This window comes from Ramlibacter agri (genome assembly GCF_012927085.1).
Classification (GTDB): domain Bacteria; phylum Pseudomonadota; class Gammaproteobacteria; order Burkholderiales; family Burkholderiaceae_C; genus Ramlibacter; species Ramlibacter agri.
Genome location: NZ_JABBFX010000001.1, coordinates 1,814,438 through 1,838,147, shown reverse-complemented (window position 1 = coordinate 1,838,147; position 23,710 = coordinate 1,814,438). Strand labels below are relative to the sequence as shown.

Annotated in this window: 20 protein-coding genes; 4 read left to right on the top strand and 16 right to left on the bottom strand. The window is 68.6% G+C overall.

The features are described from left to right. Positions 1–32: 32 nt before the first annotated feature. From HHL11_RS08870 to apbC, 16 genes are all read right to left on the bottom strand, one after another. Complete coding sequence (locus HHL11_RS08870) at positions 33–581, bottom strand: hypothetical protein (RefSeq protein WP_169418038.1); 549 nt, start codon at positions 579–581, stop codon at positions 33–35. Positions 582–598: 17 nt separating this feature from the next. After that, on the bottom strand, positions 599–1,855 hold the full coding sequence (locus tag HHL11_RS08865; protein ID WP_169418037.1) for a formate dehydrogenase subunit gamma: 1,257 nt from the start codon (positions 1,853–1,855) through the stop codon (positions 599–601). Further along, entirely contained in the window at positions 1,839–2,063 is a 225-nt protein-coding gene (locus HHL11_RS08860) for a hypothetical protein (RefSeq protein ID WP_169418036.1), read from the bottom strand. Before HHL11_RS08860 ends, HHL11_RS08865 begins: the two co-directional genes overlap by 17 nt. Beyond that, positions 2,060–2,677 carry a formate dehydrogenase FDH3 subunit beta gene (fdh3B, locus tag HHL11_RS08855; protein WP_169418035.1) on the bottom strand — a complete coding sequence of 206 codons (618 nt, stop codon included), beginning with the start codon at positions 2,675–2,677 and terminating at the stop codon, positions 2,060–2,062. Before fdh3B ends, HHL11_RS08860 begins: the two co-directional genes overlap by 4 nt. A 10-nt stretch (positions 2,678–2,687) precedes the next feature. Beyond that, positions 2,688–5,654: a formate dehydrogenase subunit alpha gene (locus HHL11_RS08850; protein ID WP_169418034.1), complete on the bottom strand. Its 2,967-nt coding sequence runs from the start codon at positions 5,652–5,654 to the stop codon at positions 2,688–2,690. A gap of 17 nt (positions 5,655–5,671) precedes the next feature. After that, positions 5,672–5,881, bottom strand: coding sequence for a formate dehydrogenase (locus HHL11_RS08845; RefSeq protein ID WP_169418033.1), 210 nt, complete (start codon positions 5,879–5,881; stop codon positions 5,672–5,674). Between the two features lie 165 nt (positions 5,882–6,046). Then, entirely contained in the window at positions 6,047–6,664 is a 618-nt protein-coding gene (locus HHL11_RS08840) for a TorD/DmsD family molecular chaperone (RefSeq protein ID WP_169418032.1), read from the bottom strand. Next, complete coding sequence (locus HHL11_RS08835; protein WP_240980032.1) at positions 6,661–8,748, bottom strand: 4Fe-4S dicluster domain-containing protein; 2,088 nt, start codon at positions 8,746–8,748, stop codon at positions 6,661–6,663. Before HHL11_RS08835 ends, HHL11_RS08840 begins: the two co-directional genes overlap by 4 nt. Further along, the gene (locus HHL11_RS08830; RefSeq protein WP_169418031.1) at positions 8,675–9,208 is read right to left on the bottom strand and encodes a DUF3306 domain-containing protein; all 534 of its coding nucleotides are present in this window, start codon (positions 9,206–9,208) and stop codon (positions 8,675–8,677) included. Before HHL11_RS08830 ends, HHL11_RS08835 begins: the two co-directional genes overlap by 74 nt. Beyond that, positions 9,201–9,734: a DUF3305 domain-containing protein gene (locus tag HHL11_RS08825; protein ID WP_169418030.1), complete on the bottom strand. Its 534-nt coding sequence runs from the start codon at positions 9,732–9,734 to the stop codon at positions 9,201–9,203. The genes HHL11_RS08830 and HHL11_RS08825 overlap by 8 nt, the downstream gene beginning before the upstream one ends. A gap of 19 nt (positions 9,735–9,753) precedes the next feature. Next, on the bottom strand, positions 9,754–12,600 hold the full coding sequence (fdhF, locus tag HHL11_RS08820) for a formate dehydrogenase subunit alpha (RefSeq protein ID WP_169418029.1): 2,847 nt from the start codon (positions 12,598–12,600) through the stop codon (positions 9,754–9,756). Next, positions 12,587–14,392 carry an NADH-ubiquinone oxidoreductase-F iron-sulfur binding region domain-containing protein gene (locus HHL11_RS08815; RefSeq protein WP_169418028.1) on the bottom strand — a complete coding sequence of 602 codons (1,806 nt, stop codon included), beginning with the start codon at positions 14,390–14,392 and terminating at the stop codon, positions 12,587–12,589. The genes fdhF and HHL11_RS08815 overlap by 14 nt, the downstream gene beginning before the upstream one ends. Positions 14,393–14,408: 16 nt before the next feature. Further along, positions 14,409–16,079: an OFA family MFS transporter gene (locus tag HHL11_RS08810; RefSeq protein ID WP_169418027.1), complete on the bottom strand. Its 1,671-nt coding sequence runs from the start codon at positions 16,077–16,079 to the stop codon at positions 14,409–14,411. Positions 16,080–16,218: 139 nt separating this feature from the next. Beyond that, entirely contained in the window at positions 16,219–17,163 is a 945-nt protein-coding gene (locus HHL11_RS08805) for a LysR family transcriptional regulator (protein ID WP_169418026.1), read from the bottom strand. Positions 17,164–17,170: 7 nt separating this feature from the next. Then, positions 17,171–18,754, bottom strand: a complete 1,584-nt coding sequence (locus HHL11_RS08800) for an NAD(P)H-dependent oxidoreductase subunit E (RefSeq protein ID WP_169418025.1) — start codon at positions 18,752–18,754, stop codon at positions 17,171–17,173. Further along, the gene (gene apbC, locus HHL11_RS08795; protein WP_169418024.1) at positions 18,751–19,839 is read right to left on the bottom strand and encodes an iron-sulfur cluster carrier protein ApbC; all 1,089 of its coding nucleotides are present in this window, start codon (positions 19,837–19,839) and stop codon (positions 18,751–18,753) included. The genes HHL11_RS08800 and apbC overlap by 4 nt, the downstream gene beginning before the upstream one ends. 52 nt (positions 19,840–19,891) lie before the next feature. On the opposite strand from apbC, the gene metG reads away from it, so the two are divergent. From metG to HHL11_RS08775, 4 genes are all read left to right on the top strand, one after another. Further along, positions 19,892–21,937, top strand: coding sequence for a methionine--tRNA ligase (gene metG / locus HHL11_RS08790; RefSeq protein ID WP_169418023.1), 2,046 nt, complete (start codon positions 19,892–19,894; stop codon positions 21,935–21,937). 86 nt (positions 21,938–22,023) lie between these two features. After that, on the top strand, positions 22,024–22,359 hold the full coding sequence (locus HHL11_RS08785) for a cupredoxin domain-containing protein (RefSeq protein ID WP_169418022.1): 336 nt from the start codon (positions 22,024–22,026) through the stop codon (positions 22,357–22,359). A gap of 10 nt (positions 22,360–22,369) precedes the next feature. Then, entirely contained in the window at positions 22,370–23,194 is an 825-nt protein-coding gene (locus HHL11_RS08780) for an FTR1 family iron permease (protein ID WP_169418021.1), read from the top strand. A gap of 167 nt (positions 23,195–23,361) precedes the next feature. Next, the gene (locus HHL11_RS08775; protein WP_169418020.1) at positions 23,362–23,571 is read left to right on the top strand and encodes a hypothetical protein; all 210 of its coding nucleotides are present in this window, start codon (positions 23,362–23,364) and stop codon (positions 23,569–23,571) included. The last annotated feature ends 139 nt before the right edge of the window (positions 23,572–23,710 follow it).

The window sequence follows — 23,710 nt, the reverse complement described above, 5'->3', positions numbered from 1 at the left end:
CCGGGCGGCACGCGGCCCACGGATGCAACGGCTTATTTCTTCGCCGGCGCCATCTCCGCCGCATGCTGGTTCACGCTCGGCGGCTGCACCGCGGTGCCGGCGGGCGAATGCGCGCCGGAAGTCTCCAGCGGCGTCTGCTGCGGCGCGTTGTACGCAAATGCGCCCGGATCGCTGCAAGGCGGAATGGTCACGGCGGCGGTGCCGACATCCTTGACCGGCGTCCCGCCGCCTTCGGACGCCGCCGGGCCGCTGGCGGCTGGCTTGGGCATCGCCGCGCCCGGGTTGTTGTCCTTGGCCTTGGGCTCCGGCGACTTGCCGGCGGGGGCGGACGCGGCGGCGGCCGCCGGCTGCGCCACGGCGACCTGCACGCCGGACGCGCCGCCGGCCTTCTTGTAGGCAGCCGCCACGCGGTCCTGCGACTTGCACAGCTGGTAGGCGTCCACCTTGGCCTGCCACGCGGTCTTCGCCGCGGTTTCGGCGGCCTTGGCCTTGGCGGCGTCGTCCAGCTGCGGCGCGGGCAGCTTGGCGAGGACCAGGGCCGGGACGGCCAGGACGGCGGCGGCGAGCAACGTTCTGTTCATCTTGTCGTTCTCCTGGCTCAGGCGGGATGCACGGTGCGCGGCGGCACAGCTTCCGGCGGCGTGCCCGGCGGATGGCTGCGCTGGGCCTGCACCTTGCCGGACTCGATGTCCTCGAGCCAGTAGGCGTGGTGCTCCCGCGCCCAGGATTCGGTGACGTAGCCCCGGCGCATGGCGGTGTAGGCGCCGCGCATGCCAACGGTGCCCATGTAGATGTGGCCGAGGAAGACCGCGATCATCAAGGTCGCTGCCGTCGCGTGCACCATGTGCGTCACCTGCATCGTGCCGCGCACGTAGTCGACGTTGGGCACCAGCCGGTCCATCACCAGGCCGGAGGCGACGACGATGATGCCCAGCGCGAACACGCCGATCCAGAACACGCCCTTCTCGCCCGCGTTGAAGCGGTGCGAGGGCGCGTCCTTCTTGCCGATGGCGCCGCCCAGCGTGAAGACCCAGCGCAGGTCGCCCTTCTGCGGGAAGTTGTCCCGCACGAAGGTGATGAAGATGATCACCAGCGACACCACGAACAACGGTCCCATGAAGTTGTGCAGGTTCTTCAGCACGTACGTGAGATACCCGAACAGCGTGAGGCCGATGACGGGCTGCAGGAAGAACTTGCCCCAGGCCATGACAATGCCGGAGATCGCGAGGCAGCAGAACGCGATGGCGTTGGACCAGTGCGCGGCGCGCTCGAAAGGCGTGAAGCGTTCGATCTTGCGGCCCGGGCTGTCGGGCCCGCTCTCGCCGACCGGGCCCTTGGTGAAATAGAAGATGGCCAGCGCCAGCACCACGATGCCCAGCAGCGCCGCGCCGTAGGGCACGATGTACTTGTTGCGCACCTCGCGCCAGGCCTGGCCGGCGGTCGTGTAGTACGAGCCGGGGTACTTCACCGGGCCCTGGATCAGGATGCCGGCTTCCGGCGCCTCGCTCTTCGGCAGGCTGGTGTAGCCCTCGTGCCCGGCCTGCACGCCGCGCCACATCGGCGCGTTGTTGTGCGGCTGCACGGCGTTGCGCTGGCCGTTGTTCTGCTGCATGTAGCCGGGGTCGCTGGAAGCATCGCGCTTCACTTCCGGCTTCACGTCGAAGATGTTCTGGCCCTGGATGCCGCCCGTTCCGGGCGCGGGTGGCGGCAGGTCTTCCTGCGTCACCGGCTTGGACGGCGTGGTCGTCGTCGAACCGCCGCCCCCCGGGCTGGAAGACTCCGACTGCGCATGCGCCCCACCTGCCAGCGCCAGCACCAGCGCCGCGGCGGCCAGGGCTTCAAGGTACCTTGACATAGTCGTTCTGCCCCTGGACCGTGCGGTTCTTCAGTTGCGACTCCCAGCTGGTGCGGTCCCCCGGCTTCCAGGACGGCGCCATGAAGACGGCGTGGTTGGTGCCGGCAAAGGGCTGCTGGTCCGACTTGATGCCGCTGGCCGTCTGCTCCTTCTCGGCGCAGCCCGCCAGCAGCAGCGCGCCGGCGGCCAGGATGAAAGCGCGCCTCATGACTTCTGCCCTCCCGGCTGGCCAGCCTGCTTGGAACCGTAGGCGGTGCCCCAGCCCCACACTTCCGCGCCCTTGCCGCGCTTCAACACGCGGTTGCGGAAGATGTCGGCGATGACGTCGCCGTCGCCGGCGACCAGCGCCTTGGTGGAACACATCTCGGCGCACAGCGGCAGCTTGCCTTCGGCCAGGCGGTTGCGGCCGTACTTCTCGAACTCGGCCTGCGAGCCGTTGGCCTCGGGGCCGCCGGCGCAGAAGGTGCACTTGTCCATCTTGCCGCGCACGCCGAAGGTGCCGGCCGCCGGGAACTGCGGCGCGCCGAAGGGGCAGGCATAGCTGCAGTAGCCGCAGCCGATGCAGACGTCCTTGTCGTGCAGCACGACGCCTTCTTCGCTGCGGTAGAAGCAATTGACCGGGCACACCGCCATGCAGGGCGCGTCAGAGCAGTGCATGCAGGCCACCGAGATCGAGCGCTCGCCCGGCACGCCGTCGTTGAGGGTGACCACGCGGCGGCGGTTCACGCCCCAGGGCACCTCGTGTTCGTTCTTGCAGGCCGTGACGCAGCTGTTGCACTCGATGCAACGCTCGGAGTCACAGATGAATTTCATTCGTGCCATGTGTGCCTCCTCAAGCCCGCTCGACCTGACAGATGGTGGTCTTCGTTTCCTGCATCATCGTCACGCTGTCGTAGCCGTACGTGGTGCCCGTGTTGACCGCTTCGCCGCGCACGATGGGCGCCGCGCCGCTCGGGTAGTAGGACAGCAGGTCCGCGCCCTGCCAGCGTCCCGAGAAGTGGAAGGGCATCCACACCGTGTCGGGCCCGACGCGGTCCGTCACCAGCGCCATCACGTTCAGCTGCGCGCCCGTGGGCGACTTCAGCCACACGCGGTCGCCGTTGCGGATGTTGCGCGCCGCCGCCGCCTGCGGGTTGATCTCGACGAAGGCTTCCTGCTGCAGTTCCGCCAGCCAGGGGTTGGAGCGCGTCTCCTCGCCGCCGCCTTCGTATTCGGTCAGGCGCCCGGAGCTCAGGATCAGCGGGAATTTCTCGGGCAGCTTGTTCTCGACGTTCTGCTGCTGCAGCGACTTGAACAGCGTGGGCAGCCGCCAGAAGGCCTTCTTGTCCTCGTGCGACGGGTACTTGGCCACCAGGTCGGGCCGCGTGCTGTAGATCGGCTCGCGGTGCTGCGGGATCGGGTCCGGGAAGTTCCACACCACCGCGCGCGCCTTCGCGTTGCCGAAAGGGTGCACGCCGTGGTTCTTCATGGCCACGCGGATCATGCCGCCGGAAAGGTCGGTCTTCCAGTTCTTGCCTTCGGCCGCAGCTTGTTCTTCCGGCGTCAGCTCGCCCCACCAGCCCAGCTTCTTCATGAAGATGTGGTCGATCTCGGGGTAGCCGATGTGGATGTCGCTGCCCACCGGGAAGGAGCCGTCTTCGGCCAGCAGGTTGACGCCGTCCTTCTCGACGCCGAAGTTGGCGCGGAAGCAGCCGCCGCCGTCCATGACGTTCTTGCTGGTGTCGTAAAGGTTGGGCGAGCCGGGGTGCTTGAGTTCCGGCGTGCCGTAGCAGGGCCAGGGCAGGCCGAAGTAATCACCCTGGATGTCGTAGCCGGTCGCCGGGTCCTTCGCGCTGCCCTTGGCCTTGAGCGTCTTCACGTCGAAGTTCGCCATCAGCTTCATGTGCGCCTTCAGGCGCTCGGGGCTCTGGCCCGTGTAGCCGATCGACCAGTTGGACTTGTTGATCTCGCGCAGGATCTCTTCGGGCATGGGCTCGTCCATGCCCTTGACCTTCTGCATCTTGTAGGTCTTGACCAGCTCCTTGCCGAAGCCCAGCTTGTCGGCCAGCTGGTACATGATCATGTGGTCGCTGCGGCTTTCCCACAGCGGCTCGATCACCTTCTCGCGCCACTGCACCGAGCGGTTGGACGCCGTCACCGAGCCGCTGGTCTCGAACTGCGAGGCGGCCGGCAGCAGGTACACCGCGCGATTGGGGTTGAGGTCCTCGGGCTTGCCGGGCATCGCCGCCATCGCCGCGGTGGCCGACGGGTACGGGTCCACCACCACCAGCAGGTCCAGCTTGTCCATCGCGCGCTTCATCTCCAGCCCGCGGGTCTGCGAGTTGGGCGCGTGGCCCCAGTAGAAGACGCCGCGCAGGTTGGGACCCTGGTCGATGACTTCGTTCTTCTCCAGCACGCCGTCGATCCAGCGCGACACCGTGATGCCGGGCTTGCTCATCATGCCGACGTCGGCGAAGCGGCCCTTGATCCAGTCGTAGTCGACGCCCCAGACCTTGGCGTAGTGCTTCCACGAGCCTTCGACGATGCCGTAGTAGCCGGGCAGCGAGTCGGGGTTGGGGCCGACGTCGGTGGCGCCCTGCACGTTGTCGTGGCCGCGGAAGATGTTGGCGCCGCCGCCGGACACGCCGATGTTGCCCAGCGCCAGCTGCAGGATGCACGAGGCACGCACGATGGCGTTGCCGATCGAGTGCTGCGTCTGGCCCATGCACCAGACGATAGTGGACGGCCGGTTCTGCGCCATCATCGTCGCGACCTTCAGCACCTGCGCTTCGGGCACGCCGCAGGCGTCCTGCACCTTGTCGGGCGTCCACTTGGCCAGCACGTCGTCGCGCACCTTGTCCATGCCGTAGACACGGTCGTTGATGTACTTCTTGTCCTCCCACCCGTTCTTGAACACGTGGTACAGCACGCCGAACAGGAAGGGGATGTCGCTGCCGGAGCGGATGCGCACGTACTCGTCGGCCTTGGCCGCGGTGCGGGTGAAGCGCGGGTCGCAGACGATCAGCTTCGTGCCGTTCTCCTTGGCATGCAGCATGTGCAGCATGCTCACCGGGTGGGCCTCGGCGGCGTTCGAGCCGATGTACAAAGCGCACTTGCTGTTCTGCAGGTCGTTGTACGAGTTGGTCATGGCGCCATAGCCCCACGTGTTCGCCACGCCGGCGACGGTGGTGGAGTGGCAGATGCGCGCCTGGTGGTCGCAGTTGTTGCTGCCCCAGAGGCTGACGAACTTGCGCATCAGGTAGGACTGCTCGTTCGAGTGCTTCGACGAACCGATCCAGTACAGGGCCTCGGGGCCGCTCGCCTTGCGCAGTTCCAGCACCTTGGCGCTGATCTCGTCGAGCGCCTGGTCCCAGGAGATGCGCTGGTACTTGCCGTTCACCAGCTTCATCGGATAGCGCAGGCGGAACTCGCCGTGGCCGTGCTCGCGGATCGCCGCGCCCTTGGCACAGTGCGCGCCCAGGTTGATCGGCGAATCGAACACCGGCTCCTGCCGCACCCACACGCCGTTCTCGACCACCGCGTCGATCGCGCAGCCCACCGAGCAGTGCGAGCACACGGTGCGCTTGACCTCGACGCGGCCCTCGCCGACGGCCGGCCCGTTGTCGTCCTTGGCCTGCGCCTTCTTCACCAGCGCCAGCTGGGTGGCGGCGATGCCGACCCCGACGCCGAGGCCCGAGCGGCGCAGGAAGGCCCGCCGGTCCATCGTCGGAATCGCGGTCGCCAGGCCCCGCTGCAAGCTGTGTACGAAGGGTGAGCGCGCCTGCGCCTGGGCATCCCCCGTCTTCTTCGTGAGCAACATGGATCTCTCCCCGGAGGTCAGATGCGGGTGGACTTGTAGTAGCGCTTGACGTGCTCGCTCACGCGGTAGCCGCCGCCGTTGGCGGGCGGGGGCGGAGCCTTGTCGTCGGTGGCTTGGGGAACAGCTTGGGTCTGGGGCAGCGTGACCACCGCTGCAGTGGCGGCGCCTGCAACAGCCGCTCCCAGCATGAAGCCCCGGCGGCGGGGCTTGGCCTGGCTTTCGGACATGGTCATCTCCTGGAGCACTTATGCACAACCATTCATACTCTAGACGACCATACACCCTGCCGCAATGCGCGGGTTGCGGAAGGAGGCCCGTGAGGCCTCAGGGAAAACGCGGGGGTCAGCGAGGCGACAGCATCGCGTCTCAAATTGAGACGCCCGAGCTCGCGGCTACGCGAGCATGTCGAAGCCCTGGGCCTCGACGCTGAAGAAGGCGCGCGTGAAGTCGGCGAGCACCGCGTAGAAGCGGGCCCGCGGATGGGCGGATATTGCGTCGCACAAATCGCTGGCCCAGGGCTGCAGTTGCGCGATGAAGAACTCGCGCTGCCGGCTCAAGTTGGCGACCCCCGCGTCGTCGCCGGCGATCAGGTAGCGCATCACCTCGCACAGGTAGGCGATGTGGTCCTCGGTCTCCGGCATGGTGTCGTCGCGCGTGAGCCCGAGTTCGGCCAGCGTGTCGCGCAGCCGCGCGAGCGGCTTCTCGTTGAGGAATCCACTCAGGTAGTGCGAGCCGAACAGGTAGACCTCCGGCTTGCCGACGCCGCCGAACAGCGCGTCGTATTCGTCCCGCACCTCGGCATCGGCCACCGCACGGGCCACGCCGACCAGTTCGCGCCAGGGTTCTTCCAGGAAGGCGCCCTGCGCCGGCGCTTCGGTGACGGCGACGCGCAGGGCCGCCATCAGTTCGCCGGTCGGCGGCGCGTAGTAAAGCTGGGAAAGCAGGCCGTACACCTCGGCCCGGGCCGTCTCCTCGTCCAAACCGGAAGAGACCTGGATGCGTTCGTTCATAGGTCCGTGATCTTCGACTCGTCCGTCGCGGAATAGATGTCGATCACGCGACAGTCGCCGCACATCTTCAGCCGTTCGAGCGCCGCGCCCTGGAACATGGCGTGGCCGGCCAGCTTGGCCATCATGGCTTCCACCGCCTTCAACGTGCCGAAAGGCTTGCCGCAACGCACGCAGCCATAGGGCTTGGCCTCGTTCAGAACGCGCGGCTGCTTGCGCTCGGGCGTGAGCAGCAGGCGCGGCTGCAGCGTGATGGCCTGCTCGGGACAGGTCGTCGCGCACAGCCCGCACTGCACGCAGTTGCCTTCCACCAGCCGCAGCTGCGGCTGCTGCGGGTTGTCCTGCAAGGCGCTGGCCGGGCAGGCGCCGACGCAGCTGAGGCACAGCGTGCACTTGTCCTTGTCGACCAGGATGTTGCCGAAGGGCGCAGCCGCGGGCAGCGCGATCGCATCGGGACGAGCGAGCGCCTGTTCCGCCAAGTGGTCCAGCGCGAGGTCCAGGGTCGCGCGCTTGTCGGCGGTCACGGCGAAGCGGCCGCGCACCGCCGGCACCGCGCCGCGGCGCTGGCGAAGCAACTGCAGCTCCGCGTCGAGCTCATTCGCGTCACGCGCATGCAGCAGGCTGAAGTGGAGGCCTGCGTAGCCGAGGCCGGCCAGCACGGCCTGCGCCACGTCCATCTGCGCGCGCAGCGCATCGAGGTACTGCGGCGCCTCCTCGCCCGTAGCGAGCACCGCAACGTGGGCCGCGCCCTGCGCCACAGCGGCCAGCCAGACCTCGATACCGGTGCTGGCCACGTGCCACAGCGCCAGCGGGATCACGTTGGCCGGCACGCCCTGGGCCGCGCCCACGCGGGCCGCGCGCCCGAGCTCCTCCACCTGGGCCTGGCCGCGCTCCTGCGAGTGCAGCAGCAGGATCGGCGCCAGGCCGCCCGCGCGCTCGTAGGTGGCCAGCAGCGTCTTGATCCGCGCCCCCTGCTCGCCAGGCTTCGGATAGGCGTAAGTCATGGCCCCGGTGGGGCAGACCGTGGTGCAGGCGCCGCAGCCCACGCACAGGTTGGCGTTGACCTTGACCTGCTGGCGCGACTTGTCGCTCGTGATCGCTTCGGCGGAGCAGATGTCGATGCAGGCGTTGCAGCCCACTTGCTCGTTGCGGCTGTGCGCGCACAGCTTCTGCTTGTACGCAAAGAACTTCGGCTTCTCGAACTCGCCCACCAGTTCGCGCAGGCGCACCACCGTCTCCAGCGCCTGGGCGCCGGTGGCCTCGCCGGGCGGCAGGTGGAAGTAGCCTTGCGGCGGCGCGTGGCGCAGGAAAGCCGGCTGCTGGCGCAGGTCCAGCACCAGGTCGAACTGCTCTTCGTGCGCCACCGGGGCGCGGGTGAAGTCGATGGCGCCGGCGACGTCGCAGGCCTTCACGCAGGCGCGGTGGCTCTTGCAGGCCTGCAGGTTCACCTGGTAGTCCAGGCCGATCGCGCCTTCCGGACAGGCGGCCACGCAGGCGTTGCAGCGCGTGCAGAGGTCGAGATCGATCGGGTTGTCCTGCGACCAGCGCAGCTGGAAGGCGCCCAGCCAGCCATCGAGCTGCTCGATGCGCCCGCCCATCACGGGGAAGCGGCGCTCCTGCGCGCCGCTGCCGCCGCGCGAGAAGATCGTCACGTCCAGCACGTCGCCGGCGACCGCGGCAAAGCGCTCGGCCAGTTCCAGCGGGCCGATCACCAGCAGGCGGCCGGCGCTCTTGTAGGTGACGGTGGGAACGGGCTCCGGCTCGGGCAGCTTCGCGGCCGCCAGCAGCGCGGCAAGCTTGGGCATGGCGTCGCGCGCATCGCGGCTCCAGCCGCCCGTCTCGCGGATATTGACGAAGCGGATCGGGGCCACGGCGCCCTCGGTCTGCTGCCCAAGCTCGCCAAACAGGCGCTTTTCCTGGGTGCACGCCACCACCACGTCCTCGCTGCCCCGCACCGCCTGCTGGAAGGCGCCGGCCTCGCGGCGGCACAGCGTGGAGTGCAGTGTCAGGTTTTCATTCAGTGCCTTGCCCAGGGCCTGCGGGTCCAGGGGCATGGTCTTGTTGCAATCGCAGATCAGGGTGGCCATCGGCTTCGGACGTAGGCACGTCACTACATAGGCCAGACTGTGCCACGGCTTCGTCCGCGCCGGGTGCGGGCTTTTCCTTGTCTTCCTCGAACAACTTCAGGAACTGCGCTCCGGCCAGCTGCTTCAGCATTTCCGGCGGCAGCGGGTCGGGCTTGTTGTAGTCGCCGATATAGACGTCGAGGCCGTCCTGCACGTTGAAATGCGGGTCGGCAAACAGCTTCTTCAGCGCCGCGTTCCTCACCTCCGGCGCGACGTCCGGGCGGACGAAGCGGGTGAAGTCGGATTCGGGGGTGAGGGAGTGGGTGTCTTCGAGCGTGGGGGGTGGTGGTACGGGTTCGATAGCCGGCACAGGTGCGGCAGCGACCGGCGCCGGCACTTCCTGCGTCGGTTCCGCCACCTCCTCGCCCTTGCGCACCGCCTCCTTGCGCCGGGACCAGCGGTTCAGGAAGTCGTCACTCATGGAACTTCTTCCCCGTGCTCACCGTCGCCGGATTGCCGAAGCGGTCTTCCAGGCGGCGGAAGCTCTCCGGCCGCCTGCGCTTGCGCGGTTCCGGCTCGTAGTGGGCTTCGGCGAAGGCACGCATCCAATCGACCACCTCCTGCGGCGCCGGCACCTGCTCGCAAAATTCCTGGGCGTCGAGCCAGCGGCCGGCGTCGTGGTAGCTCAGGCTCACCATCGCTGGCCGGGCGATAGGCTCGGCGGCGACGCTGGGCTCCTCCTCCATGCGCCACAGCACGAACCAGCAGGGCGCCGTGGCGGTGTAGTTGAGGTAGTAGCCCTCGGGGTCGTCGCGGAACAGTTCGACCTTGAAGGCGGGATGCAGCCAGCGCTGCTCGCTTTCGGTAGCTAGCAGCAGCCGCGGCTCGCGGCCGAAGGCCTCCTCGTGGGGCACGACGTCCGCGAGCTCCCAGCGCCAGGGCTGCCAGCGGTTGTTGCTGTGCACCTTGCGCATGACCACGGCGACTTCGAGGGCGGGGCGCTCCATGCGCCCCACTGTATCGCTTTCAGGCCGTGCCGGTCCCGTAGCCCGCCGGTGGCGTCAGCTTGCCGCCGCGCTTGATGCGCACGGCGCAGTACTTGAACTCCGGGATCTTGCCGAAGGGGTCCAGCGCCGCGTTGGTCATCAGGTTCGCCGCCGCCTCGTAGTAGGCGAAGGGGATGAACACCGCGCCGTTGGGCGTGCCGTCGTCGCGCCGCACGTGGATGGCGACTTCACCGCGGCGCGACTGCACCGTGATGACGTCGCCCGCCGCCAGGCCCATCGCCGCGATGTCGGCACCGTTCATCGACGCCGTCGCCATCGGCTCGATGGCGTCCAGCACGGTGGCACGGCGCGTCATGCTGCCCGTGTGCCAGTGTTCCAGCTGGCGGCCGGTGATCAGCACATAGGGGAACTCGGCGTCGGGCCGCTCGTTGGCCGGGATGATGTCGGCCGGCACCAGCTTGACGCGGCCGTCGGCCGTCGGGAAGCGCTCGACGAACACCGTCGGCTGGCCGGGGTCGCTCTCGGACAGGCAGGGATACGTGACGCTGGATTCGCGCTCCAGCCGCTCCCAGGTGATGCCTTCGATGGCGGCGTGCATGGCCTGCCGCATCTCGTCGTAGACGGCGGCCACGCCGCTTTCCTCGCCCGCGTAGTTCCAGTCCAGGCCGATGCGGCGCGCGATCTCCTGGATGATCCAGAGGTCGGGCTTGGCGTCACCGGGCGGAGTCAGCGCCCGGCGGCCCAGCTGCACCATGCGGTCGGTGTTGCTGACGGTGCCGGTCTTCTCGGGCCAGGCCGAGGCCGGCAGCACCACGTCCGCCAGCCAGGCCGTCTCGGTCATGAAGATGTCCTGCACCACCAGGTGCTCCAGGCTGGCCAGCGCATGGCGCGCGTGGTTCAGGTCCGGGTCGCTCATGGCCGGGTTCTCGCCCATGATGTACATGCCGCGGATCTTGTGCGGGTCGCTGTCCGGCGCCAGCGCCTTGTGCATGATCTCGACGACCGTGTAGCCGGGCTGGTCGTCCAGTTGCATGCCCCAGAAATTCTCGAACCAGCCGCGCGCCTGCTCGTTGTCCACGCGCTGGTAGTTCGGGTACATCATCGGGATCAGGCCCGCGTCGCTCGCGCCCTGCACGTTGTTCTGGCCGCGCAGCGGGTGCAGGCCGGAACCGGGCTTGCCGATCTGGCCGGTGACGCTGCACAGCGCGATCAGGCAGCGCGCGTTGTCGGTGCCGTGCACGTGCTGGCTAACGCCCATGCCCCAGAGGATCATCGCGCCCTTGGCCTTGGCGAAGGCGCGCGCCACCTCGCGGATGGTCTGCGCCGGGATGCCGCAGATCGGCTCCATCGCCTCGGGCGAGTAGCCGCGCACGTTCTCCTTCAGCGCCTCGAAGTTGCTGGCGCGGCTGCGGATGAAGTCGAGGTCGGCCAGGCCTTCCTCGATCACCGTGTGGATCATCGCGTTCAGCATGGCCACGTCGGTGTCCGGCTTGAACTGCATGATGCGCCAGGCGTGCTTGCCGATGTCGGTGACGCGCGGGTCGGCCAGCACGATCTTCGTGCCTTTCTTCGCCGCGTTCTTCATCCAGGTCGCGGCCACCGGGTGGTTGGCCGTCGGGTTGGATCCGATCACCAGGATCAGGTCGGCGTGCTCGACGTCGTTGACCTGGTTGCTGACCGCGCCCGAGCCCACGCCTTCCAGCAGCGCCGCCACGCTGGACGCATGGCAAAGCCGCGTGCAGTGGTCGACGTTGTTGCTGCCGAAGCCGGTGCGCACCAGCTTCTGGAACAGGTAGGCCTCTTCGTTGCTGCCCTTGGCGGAACCGAAGCCGGCCAGCGACTTGCGGCCATGCTGGTCGCGCAGGCCCTTCAACTTGCCGGCGGTGAAGTCCAGCGCTTCTTCCCAGGTGGCTTCGCGGAACACTTCGCTCCAGTGCGAAGGCTGCGGCGCTTCCTCGTCGTTCTTGGCGATGCCCGGCTTGCGGATCAGCGGCTTGGTGAGGCGCTGGTCGTGGTGCACGTAGTCGTAGCCGAAGCGGCCTTTCACGCACAGCCGGCTGTGGTTGGCCGGGCCGTCGCGGCCGTCGACGCTGACGATCTGTTCGTCCTTGACGTTGTACGTGATCAGGCAGCCGACGCCGCAGAAGGGGCAGACCGAATCGACCTTGCGGTCCACCACCTGCGTGCCGATGCGCGTCTTGGGCATCAGCGCGCCGGTGGGGCAGGCCTGCACGCATTCGCCGCAGGCGACGCAGGTGCTCTCGCCCATGGGGTCGTCGAGGTCGAACACGATCTTGCTGCCGCTGCCGCGCAGCGCGTAGCCGATCACGTCATTGACCTGCTCCTCGCGGCAGGCGCGCACGCAGCGCGTGCACTGGATGCAGGCATCGAGGTTGACGGCCATCGCGGGATGGCTGATGTCGGCCTGCGGCTGTTCGCGACGCAGCGCCTTCAGTGCCGGACGCGGCGTGACGGCCATGCGGTCGGCCCACGCGCTCAGTTCGCCATGTTCGCCGTCGCCATGCGTGTGCGGCTCGTCGTTCCACTTGTAGCCCTGCTCCGGCATGTCCGCCAGCAGCATCTCGAGCACCATCTTCTGGCTCTTGCGGGCGCGTTCGCTGGTGGCCTGCACTTCCATGCCGGGCGTCACCGCGCGGCAGCAGCTGGGCGCCAGGGTTCGCTCGCCTTTCAGTTCGACGACGCAGGCGCGGCAGTTGCCGTCGGCCCGGTAGCCGTCCTTGTAGCAGAGGCGCGGGATCTCCACGCCCAGGCGGTCGGCCGCCTGCAGGATGGTCTCGCCCTGGATGGCCTGCACCGGGCGGCCGTCGAGGGTGAAGGAAACGAGGGGCAGGTCAGGAGATTTCATGCGGGAAGTACTTCTGGACGCAGCGGATCGGGTTCGGCGCGGCCTGGCCCAGGCCGCAGATGGAGGCGTCGCCCATGACGACGCTCAGGTCTTCCAGCGTCTGGTTGTCCCAGCGCGGCGCTTCCATCAGCGCAGCCGCCTTGCCCGTGCCCACCCGGCAGGGCGTGCACTGGCCGCAGCTTTCGTGCTCGAAGAAGCGCATGACGTTCAGCGCGGCGTCGCGCGCGCGGTCCTGGTGGCCCAGGATCATCACGGCCGCCGAGCCGATGAAGCAGCCATGCGGCTGCAGGGTGTCGAAATCCAGCGGCACGTCGCCCAGGCTGGCCGGCAGGATGCCTCCTGACGCGCCACCCGGCAGGTAGGCGTAGAAGTCGTGGCCGTCCAGCATGCCGCCGCAGTACTCGTCGATCAGCTCGCGCACGGTGATGCCGGCGGGCGCCAGCTTGACGCCGGGGAACTTGACCCGGCCGCTGACGCTGAAGCTGCGCAGGCCCTTGCGCCCGTGGCGGCCGAAGCCCGCGAACCACTGCGGCCCGCGCTCCACGATGTCGCGCACCCAGTACAGCGTCTCGAAGTTGTGCTCCAGGGTCGGCCGGCCGAACAGGCCTACCTGGGCGATGTAGGGCGGCCGCATGCGCGGTTCGCCTCGCTTGCCCTCGATGCTCTCGATCATCGCGGACTCTTCACCGCAGATGTAGGCCCCGGCGCCGCGCCGCAGCTCGATCTTCGGCAAGGCGCAGGGCGGGTCGGCATACAGCGCGTCCAGCTCCGCGCGCAGCAGCTTGCGGCAGTCGTGGTATTCGTCGCGCAGGTAGATGTAGACGGCCTCGGTGCCGACCACCTGCGCCGCCACCAGCAGGCCTTCCAGGAAGCGGTGCGGGTCGCGTTCGAGATAGGTGCGGTCCTTGAAGGTGCCGGGCTCGCCCTCGTCGATGTTCACGGCCATCAGGCGCGGCGCCGGCTGGTCGCGCACGATGCGCCACTTGCGACCGGCGGGGAAGCCCGCGCCGCCGAGGCCGCGCAGGCCGGAATCTTCCATGGCCTTGATGAGGGTCTCGGCGTCGGCCTCGCCGTTCACCAGCGCCGCGGCCAGCGCGTAGCCGCCGCCGGCGCGGTATTGCGCATAGCCGGTGTAGGCCGGCAGCACCTGCACGCCATCGGGGCGCGGCGACACGCAGCGCTCCGCATACGAAGCCGGGGCGAACGGCGCCGGCGTCAGCGGAGCCTTCGCCACCTGGTCCACGGAGCGCACCGCGGCCACGACCTTGTCCTCGGTCGCCAGCGGCACCGAGCACTGGCCGACGGCCACCGCCGGCGCCTGTTCGCAGCGCCCGATGCAGGGCGCGGGCTGCACGCGCACGCCTTCGCCCAGGATGGCGGGGAGGCGCTCCAGCAGCCGGTCGGCGCCGGCCAGTTCGCAGGCGAGGCTGTCGCACACGCGCACCGTGAGGCCCGGCACGGCGCCGTCGCGCACCACTTCGAAGTGGTGGTAGAAGGTCGCCACCTCGTACACCTCGGCCATCGGGATGTTCATCTCGCGGGCCAGGGCGACGAGCTGGCGCTCCTGCAGGGCGCCGAACGCGTCGTTCAGCGCATGCAGGTGTTCGATCAGCAGGTCGCGCCGATGGCCGCCGGCGGGCGGCGGGCCGATCAGCGCGCGCACTTCCTCCACGGCACCCTCTTCCGGCTGCCGGCCCTTCAACTTGCTCTTGCGGCGGATGCGCTGCCGCAGGTCGTCCGGGGTGGCGACCGCCACCGCTGCAACTTCGGGACTGGGACGGGGATGGTTCATGGAGGACTGCGAACTCTCAATGGAAGAACTTGGCGGCGGCCTGCAGCGTGCGATATACGCCCCAGGCCAGCGGGATGCCCACCACCAGCCAGGCCAGCCACACCTTGACGACCGGCGTGCGCTCGTCGCGCATGGCGCCGGCCTGGCCCGTCTCGGCCATCACTGCCTTTTCGTGGGCGAGGCGTTTCTCTTCGGCCAGCTCGGCGTCCGTCATGAACCACTTGTCAGGCAGCGGCTTGACGAGCAGGTTGCAGATGAGGCCGATGACCAGCAGGCCGACCAGGATGTACATGGTCTGGTTGTAAACCTGTTCGCGCGGAATGCCCAGTCCGAGCTGGTATTCCCGCATGTAGTTCACGACCACGGGGCCGATGATGCCGGCGGTGGACCAGGCGGTCAGCAGGCGGCCGTGGATGGCGCCGACGAACTGCGTGCCGAAGATGTCGGCCAGGTAGGCCGGCACGGTGGCGAAGCCGCCGCCGTACATCGACACGATGATGCAGGCCGCGCCCACGAAGGCCAGCTTGCTGCCCGCCGCCGCCGAGCCGGGCAGGCTGGCGTAGAGCACGCCGCCCAGCACGAAGAAGATGGTGTAGGTCATCTTGCGGCCGAACAGGTCGGACATGCTGGCCCAGAAGAAGCGGCCGGCGATGTTGAACAGCGAGAGCAATGCCGCGAAGCCGCCGGCGACCGCGGCGATGGCGGCCAGCTGGGTCTTGTCCAGTTCGCCGAACTTCTTGCCGACGTCGATGAGGCTGCCGCCGAACACTTCCTGCAGCATCGGCGAGGCCATGCCGATCACGCCGATGCCGGCGCTGACGTTCATGGTGAGCGCCATCCAGATCAGCCAGAACTGCGGGATGCCCCACACCTTCTTCACGTGCACGTGGCGCTGCGTGATCATGGCGTTGTTGGCCTTGGCCACGGGCGGCGTCCAGCCTTCCGGCTTCCAGCCGGTGGGCGGCACGCGGTAGCCGAAGGCGCCGCCGACCATGAACACGAAGTAGACGAGCGCCATCACGACGAAGGTCTGGAGCACGCCGTTGCTGGTGGGCGTGGCGAAGTGCTTCATCAGGTCCACGGCGAGCGGCGAACCGATCATCGCGCCGCCACCGAAGCCCATGATGGCCATGCCGGTCGCCATGCCGCGGCGGTCCGGGAACCACTTGATCAAGGTCGACACCGGCGAGATGTAGCCGAGGCCCAGGCCGATGCCTCCGATGACGCCGGAGCCGAGGATCATCAGCCAGAACTGGTGCATCTGGATGCCCAGGGCCGAGATCAGCATGCCGCCGCACCAGCACACGGCCGACACGATGCCGGCCTTGCGCGGGCCGGCGCGTTCCAGCCAGCCGCCCCACAGGGCCGCGGCGCAGCCCAGGAACACGAAGAACAGCGTGTACATCCACCCGAGGGTGGCGACCGTCCAGTCGCAATTGGTCGCGAACATCTGGGCGAAGAAGCCCATGTCCTTGCAGGACTGCGCACCCGTGCCGGCCGTGGCCAAGGTCTTGGACAGCGGCAGCCAGAACACCGAGAAGCCGTAGGCCATGCCGATGCACAGGTGGATCGCCAGGGCCGCGGGCGGCACCAGCCAGCGGTTGAAGCCGGGGCCGGCAACGATCCGCTCCTTGTCGAGAATGCCTGGCGCGGCGGCGCCTGCGGGCAGGGGAAGGACGCTGGACATGCTTGCTTGTCTCCGTTGTAGTAGTAGCGGAGGCAGTGTCCCGGCCGCCTTGCCGGACGGTCAAATTCGTTTTGGAAACCACTTCATTCAAGAATTGAATGAAGAGCCCAGGAGAAAGGGGAAACCCGAATGAAAGCCGTCAGGCCATCAACAGGCCCGAGTGGGCCGCGGCGTGGCGCAACCAGCCGCCGTCCTGGGCCAGCACCAGCGCGGCTTCCATTGCGCGCGAAGGTCGCACGCCCGCCTGGGCCATGAAGCCGATCGGCGTGCGGATGTCGGGCTCGACCAGCGGCAGGGCTTCCAGTTCGCGGTAACCGCGCACCGTGCCCACGAGGGCGCCAGGCATCACGCTGCACACGCTGCCGGCCACCACGCTGAGCGCCAGCGTGATGATGGAGTTGGTCTCGAAGGCCGGATGGATCGGCGCGCCTGCGGTGACGAAGGCGCTGTCGATGATGGTGCGGTTGTGCATTTCCGGCGTCAGCAGCGCCATCGGCTGGCGCGCGGCGTCGGCCCAGCGGATGGGGCTGCCGATCTGCAGGCTGTCCCCGTGCGGCTTGTCGGCGCGGCGCAACAGGAAGTAGTGTTCGGTGTACTGCGCGTAAGCATCCAGCTTGGTCCCGCGCAGCGACATGCGCTCGGTGTAGCCCAGCGCCAGGTCCAGCGACAGCGTCTCCAGCCCGGTCTCCAGCTCCTGCGAACTGAGCGACAGCACGCGCGGCACGATGCCCGGATGCTTGGCCTGCAGGATGGCGGCGAAGCGCGCCAGCACCGGGATGGCGGTGGGCACCGCGCCCATGCGCAGGCCGCCGCGCGGCCGGTGCGCCTCGCTTTCCAGCTCCTGCTGCAGCAGGTTGTGCTCGTGCAGCATGCGCTGCGCGGTGGCCAGCACCCGCTCGCCTTCGGGCGTCAGGCCGGCGTAGTTGCGCCCGCGCTTGACGATCACCACCTTGAACTCGTCTTCCAGCGTCCGCATGGCGTTGGACAGCGCCGGCTGCGTGATGTGGCAGGCCTCGGCGGCGCGGCCGAAGTGGCGGTGCTCGCTCAAGGCCACCAGGTAGCGCATGGAAGCGAGCAGGTTCATCGCGCGCTCAGGCCGTCTCGGCCGGGAAGTGGCGGTGCAGGCAGCGCAGCGAAGTGGCGGCCGCCCGCGCCAGTGCGCACTCGGGGTTGCCGGCCAGTTCCTGCTGCAGCTTCTGCAGCAGCGCGCCTTCCCACCGCGGTGCGGCCATCAGCTGCGCTGCGCGCATGACGGCGGCGGCGCAGCCGGCGTGCTGGCCGCAGCTGGCGGCGGCGAAGAAGCGCATGCTGGCCAGGGCGGCATCGCGCGCGCGGTCCTGCTGGCCCAGCACCACGATGGCGCCCGGCCCGAGCATGGCGCCATGCGGCTGCAAGGTGTCGGTGTCCAGCGCAACGTCCGCCAGTTCGGCCGGCAGGATGCCGCCGGTGGTGCCGCCCGGCAGCCAGGCGTACAGCGCGTGGCCGTCCTGCATGCCGTCGCAGTGCTCCTCGACCAGCTCGCGCAGGCTGATGCCGGCCGGCGCCAGCTTGATGCCGGGGCTGCGCACACGGCCGCTGACGCTGAAGCTGCGCAGGCCGATGCGCTCGCGCCGGCCTTGCGCCTGGTACCAGTCGGCGCCGCGTTCCAGCAGCTCGCGCAGCGCGAACAAGGTGGCGAAATCGAGTTGCAGCACCGCCGGAACGGCCCAGGCCGCGCGTTCGGCGCACCAGGGCGCGGCGGCGCCACGCTGCAATTCGACGAGAGGCTGCGCCAGCGGACCGTTGGCGCGCAGCTTCGCCAGTTCGTCCTGCAGCAACAGGCGGGCGTCGTGCCAGCTCGGATGCAGGTCGATGGCGACCGATTCGGCGCCGATCGTCAGCGCGGCCAGCAGCACGCCTTCGAGGAAGCGGTGCGGCTCGCGCTCCAGCAGCTGGCGCGCCGCAAACGCGCCCGGCTCGCCGCCGGCCAGGTCGACGACCAGGCGGCGCGGCGCCGGCTGCTCGCGCGCTTGGCGCCACTGCGCGGCCACGGCACCGGCCGGTCCGTGCAGGCGCGCGTCTTCCAGCAGCTGCAACACCTGCGCGGGATCCTGGTGGCCGTTGGCCAGCGCCGCGGCCAGCTCGTAGCCGCCACGGGCGCGATAGTCGTCATAGCCCTCGGCGTCGGCCGCGCCGCGCGCCTGGCCCATCTCGCCGGGCGCGCGTTCGGCTTCGTGCAGCAGCGTGTTCAGAACGGACTCGGGCGTCGCCGGCGCTACCGGCACCTGCCCCACGAGCACTGCCGGCGCATGCTGGCAGCGGCCGATGCAAGCGCTACCGGTGAGCGCGACGTCAGGCGGCAGCAAGGGTGCGAGGTCGGCGCGCAACGCGCTGGTGCCCGCCAGGCCGCAAGGCAGGCCGCCGCAGACCGTCAGCCGCAGCGCGGGCGGCTGTTCGCCGGCGCCGAGCAAGGTGAAGTGGCCGCAGCGGCTGGCCACCGCGCGCACCTGCTCGATCGGCAGCTCCAGTTCCTCCGCCAGCGCGGCGACGTGCTCGCCATGCAACCCGCCCCACTGCTCGTCGAGGCGGTGCAGGTATTCCAGCAGCCAGTCCGCGCGCCGGCCCTGCGCCGGCGGCGGCCCGATCACGGCCTGGACCTCACGCCGTGCGGCGGCGTCGGCTTGGAGGGTGCTCAAGTGTTCTTGGAGACGGTGATGGTCGGGAACTTGGCGGAAAAGTCCTTGGCCTTGGCGGCGATGCTCACCGCGACCTGGCGCGCGACGCTCTTGTAGATGCCCGCGGCCTCGCCGTCGGGGTCGGCGACCACCGTGGGCTTGCCGCTGTCGGCCTGCACGCGGATGTCCATGGACAGCGGCAGCGCGCCGAGATAGGGAATTCCCTTCTCCTGCGCGTAGCGCCTTCCCCCACCTTCGCCGAAGATGTGCTCGGCGTGGCCGCAGTTGCTGCAGATGTGGACGGCCATGTTCTCGATGACGCCGATGATGGGCACGCCGACCTTCTCGAACATGGTCACGGCCTTGCGGGCGTCGATCAGCGCGATGTCCTGCGGCGTGGTGACGATCACCGCGCCGGTCATGGGCACGCGCTGCGACAGCGTGAGCTGGATGTCGCCGGTACCGGGCGGCATGTCGACGATCAGGTAGTCGAGCTCGGCCCAGTTGGTCTGGCGCAGCAGCTGCTCCAGCGCCTGGGTGGCCATGGGGCCGCGCCAGATCATCGCCTCGTCCTGGTTGATCAGGAAGCCGATGGACATGACCTGGATGCCGTGGTTTTCCAGCGGCTCCATGGTCTGGCCGTCCTCGCTCTCGGGCCGGCGGTTGATGCCCAGCATCATGGGCTGGCTCGGACCGTAGATGTCGGCGTCCAGGACGCCCACCCGCGCGCCCTCGGCGGCCAGCGCCAGCGCCAGGTTGGCGGCCGTGGTGCTCTTGCCGACGCCGCCCTTGCCGGAAGCGACGGCGATGATGTTCTTGACGTTGGGCATCAGCTGCAGGCCACGCTGCACGGAGTGCGCGATGACTTTCGTGCTGATGTTCACGGAGACGTTGTCCACGCCCGGCACGCCCTTGGCGGCGGCGACCAGCGCCTTGCGCAGCGCGGGCACCTGGCTTTTCGCCGGGTAGCCCAGTTCGACGTCGAAGGAAACCTCGCCCCCCTCGATATGGACGTTCCTGACGGCCTTGGTGCTGACGAAATCCTTCCCGGTGTTCGGGTCGGTGACGCCCGCCAGAGCGGCGAGCAGCTGTTCCTGGGTAGCCATGCCGCCAGTGTACCCATGGCGAATAGAATTCCCGCTTCCCCGGAAAGTCCCCATGTCCCAGCGCAAGCTCTTCGTCACCACCGCCCTGCCGTACGCGAACGGCAAGTTCCACATCGGCCACATCATGGAGTACATCCAGGCCGACATCTGGGTGCGGCACCAGCGAATGGGCGGCCAGATGGTGCACTTCGTCGGCGCCGACGACGCGCACGGCGCGCCGATCATGATCGCCGCCGAAAAGGCCGGCAAGACGCCGGACCAGTTCGTCGCCGAGATCGCGGCCGGCCGCAAGGAATACCTGGACGGCTTCCACGTCCGCTTCGACAACTGGCACTCGACGCACAGCCCGGAGAACACCGAGCTGGCGCAGGGCATCTACAAGAAGCTCAAGGCCAACGGGATGATCACGTCCCGGACCATCGAGCAGTTCTACGACCCCGTCAAGGGCATGTTCCTGCCGGATCGCTACATCAAGGGCGAATGCCCGGTGTGCCACGCGAAGGACCAGTACGGCGACTCCTGCGAGGTGTGCAGCAGCGTCTACTCGCCCACCGAGCTGATCAACCCCTATTCGACGCTGACCGGCGCGACGCCGGAGCTGCGCAGCTCCGAGCACTTCTTCTTCAAGCTGTCCGATCCCAAGGTGGTGGACTTCCTGAAGGCCTGGACGCAGGACGGCAAGCTGCAGCCCGAGATGGCGAAGAAGGCCGGCGAATGGTTCGAAGCCGGCATGGCCGACTGGGACATCAGCCGCGAGGCGCCCTACTTCGGCATCGAGATCCCCGACGCGCCGGGCAAGTACTTCTACGTCTGGCTGGACGCGCCGATCGGCTACCTCGCCAGCCTGAAGAACCACTTCGACAAGGGCCAGGCCAGGAACCACTGGCATGCGCCCTCGCGCACCGACGTGTCCTTCGACCAGTTCGTCAGCGACCCAGGTGTGGAGCAGGTGCACTTCATCGGCAAGGACATCGTGTACTTCCACACCCTGTTCTGGCCGGCGATGCTGCAGTTCAGCGGCCGCAAGACGCCGAACCAGGTGAACGTGCACGGCTTCATCACCGTCAGCGGCGAGAAGATGTCCAAGAGCCGCGGCACCGGCATCGACCCGCTGAAGTACCTGGCGCTGGGCATGAACCCGGAGTGGCTGCGTTACTACATCGCGGCCAAGCTGAATGGCCGCGTGGAGGACGTCGACTTCAACCCCGACGACTTCGTGGCGCGCGTCAACTCCGACCTGGTCGGCAAGTACATCAACATCGCCAGCCGCGCGGTGAAGTTCATCCCGGGCGGGAAGCTGGCCGGCGGGGACATCGGCGCGCTGAATCCGGGCAAGCTGGTGCAGGACGTGCAGGCACTGTACGAGTCGCGCGACTACGGCAAGGCGCTGCGCGAGATCATGGCCTTCGCCGACCAGGTGAACCTGCGCTTCGACGGTGCGGCGCCCTGGAAGCTGGTGAAGGAAGGCAAGGCCGAGGAGGCGGCGAAGGTCTGCTCCGATTGCGTCGAAGCCTTCAAGGTGCTCACCGCCTGCCTGAAGCCGGTACTGCCGGCGCTGGCCGCGCAGGCCGAGGCTTTCCTGCAATGCGCGCCGCTGGACTGGAGCAATGCCGTCGCGCCTCTGGGTGCGGGGCACCAGGTCGGCGAGTACAAGCACCTGATGCAGCGCGTCGACATGAAGCTGCTGGACGCGCTGTTCGAGCCGCCGGCCGAAGCCGCGCCCGAGAAGCTGGTGCCGGGCGGCGAGGAGATCGCGCCCACGATCAGCATCGACGACTTCGCCAAGATCGACCTGCGCATCGCCAAGATCGTCAACGCGGAAGCGGTCGAGGGTTCGACCAAGCTGCTGCGGCTGACGCTGGATGCGGGCGAGGGCCAGATGCGCAACGTGTTCTCCGGGATCGCATCCGCATACAAGCCGGATCAGCTGGTGGGCAAGTTGACGGTGCTGGTGGCCAACCTGGCGCCGCGGAAGATGAAGTTCGGCGTGAGCGAAGGCATGGTGCTGGCGGCGAGCCATGGGGACGAGAAGGCGAATCCGGGGATCTACGTGCTGGAGCCTTGGGAAGGGGCGCAGCCGGGGATGCGGGTGCGCTAAGGCGCCAAGAAGATCCGGTCCGAGTGGCCGGATTTTTTTGGCCTCGTTTGCAAATGCGAATTCTTCTCGTTTAGACTCCAGGGCAAATGAAGCCCATCCGCCGCACCCTGACCCTCGCCCTGGCTGCCACCGTGTTCTGCGGCTGGGCCGCCGCTGCCGAACCCGAATTCGCGATCGCGATCAAGGACCACCGCTTCCAGCCGGCCGAACTGAAGGTGCCGGCCAACGTGCGCCTGAAGTTCGTCGTGGAGAACCAGGACAGCTCGCCGGAGGAGTTCGAGAGCAAGGACATGGGCGTGGAGAAGGTCATTCCCGGCGGCAAGCGGGCGTCCATCTACATCCGGCCGCTGAAGCCGGGCCGCTACATGTTCTTCGGCGAATTCAACGAGAAGACGGCCCAGGGCGTCGTCATCGCCGAATAAGGGAGGCCGCATGTTCGCCGCCGCCCTGATCGTCTTTCGCGAGTCGCTCGAAGCCGCGCTGTTCGTCGGCATCGTCGCTGCGGCCACCCGTGGCCTGGCCGGCCGCAACCGCTGGCTGGGAGGCGGCGTCGGCATCGGCGTGCTCGGCGCGCTGGTGCTGGCCCTGGCCGCGCAGCACGTGGGCGAATGGTTCGACGGCCTCGGCCAGGACGTGATCAACATCGCCGTGCTGTCGGTGGCGCTGGCGATGCTGCTGTGGCACTGCATCTGGGTTGCCGCCCATGCCCGCGAGATGGCCGCCGAGGCACGCCTGCTGGGGCAGTCGGTGCAGCACGGCAACCGCAGGCCGTGGGCGCTGTTGATCGCGGTGGCTCTGGCGGTGCTGCGCGAAGGCGCGGAGACGGTGCTGTTCGTCGGCGGCGCCCTGACCGGTACGCAGTACGGCACCTCCAGCATCGTCGGCGCCGTGCTCCTGGGCATGACGCTCGGCGTGGGAGCGGGCGTGCTGGTGTACACGGGCCTCGCGCGCATCCCGGCGCGCCACCTGTTCGCCGTCACCAACGTGCTGATCGCCATCCTGGCCGGCGCCATCGGCAGCCAGCTGGTCAAGACGCTGGCGCAGGCCGGCTTCATCGAGCGCTGGACGGCGCCGCTGTGGGACAGCTCGCACCTGCTGGCGCAGGACTCGGCGCTGGGCACCTTGCTGCATGCGCTGGTGGGCTATGACGCGCAGCCTTCGGGCGCGCAACTGGCGTCGTACGTGGCGGTGCTTGCGTTGATCTACGTGGGGAATCGGATGATGCGGCCCGCTTCGCGGGTTGCGGGGGTGCGCTGATCGCGCAAACCAGCCTGCGTTTCGGTCGCTCGACACCATCGTTTCGCGCAGGTGCAGAAGGATTTGGCAGGACTGTTGCAGGCGCTGGCACTTTACGTGCGCGACAAGTCCGGCGCCTGAGCCGGGACCACAATGGAAGCGTCCTCTTGCCGTATCCGGACGCTTCCATGCAGTACACCGCCCTCTTCCGCTCCCTGACCCTGGCTGCCGCCGCATGCGCGCTCTCCGGCTGCGCCGTCGTGACGGTGGCCAGCACGGCCGTCTCCGTGGCCGCCACGGGCGCCGGGCTGGTGGTGGACACCGCGGTCGGTACGGCCAAGGTCGCCGGCAAGGTGGCGGGCGCCGCGGTCGACGCCGTGTTGCCGGGCGATCACTAGCCATTCCGTCGGATTTCGCGCCGGGCGTACACTGCCCGCATGGCCTCCCCGGCTGCCGTCCTGCGCCTGTCGCGGCGCCGGCGCTTCATCACCCGGCTGCACCACTGCGGCCCTCCGGCAGCGGACTGAACGTCTTCGT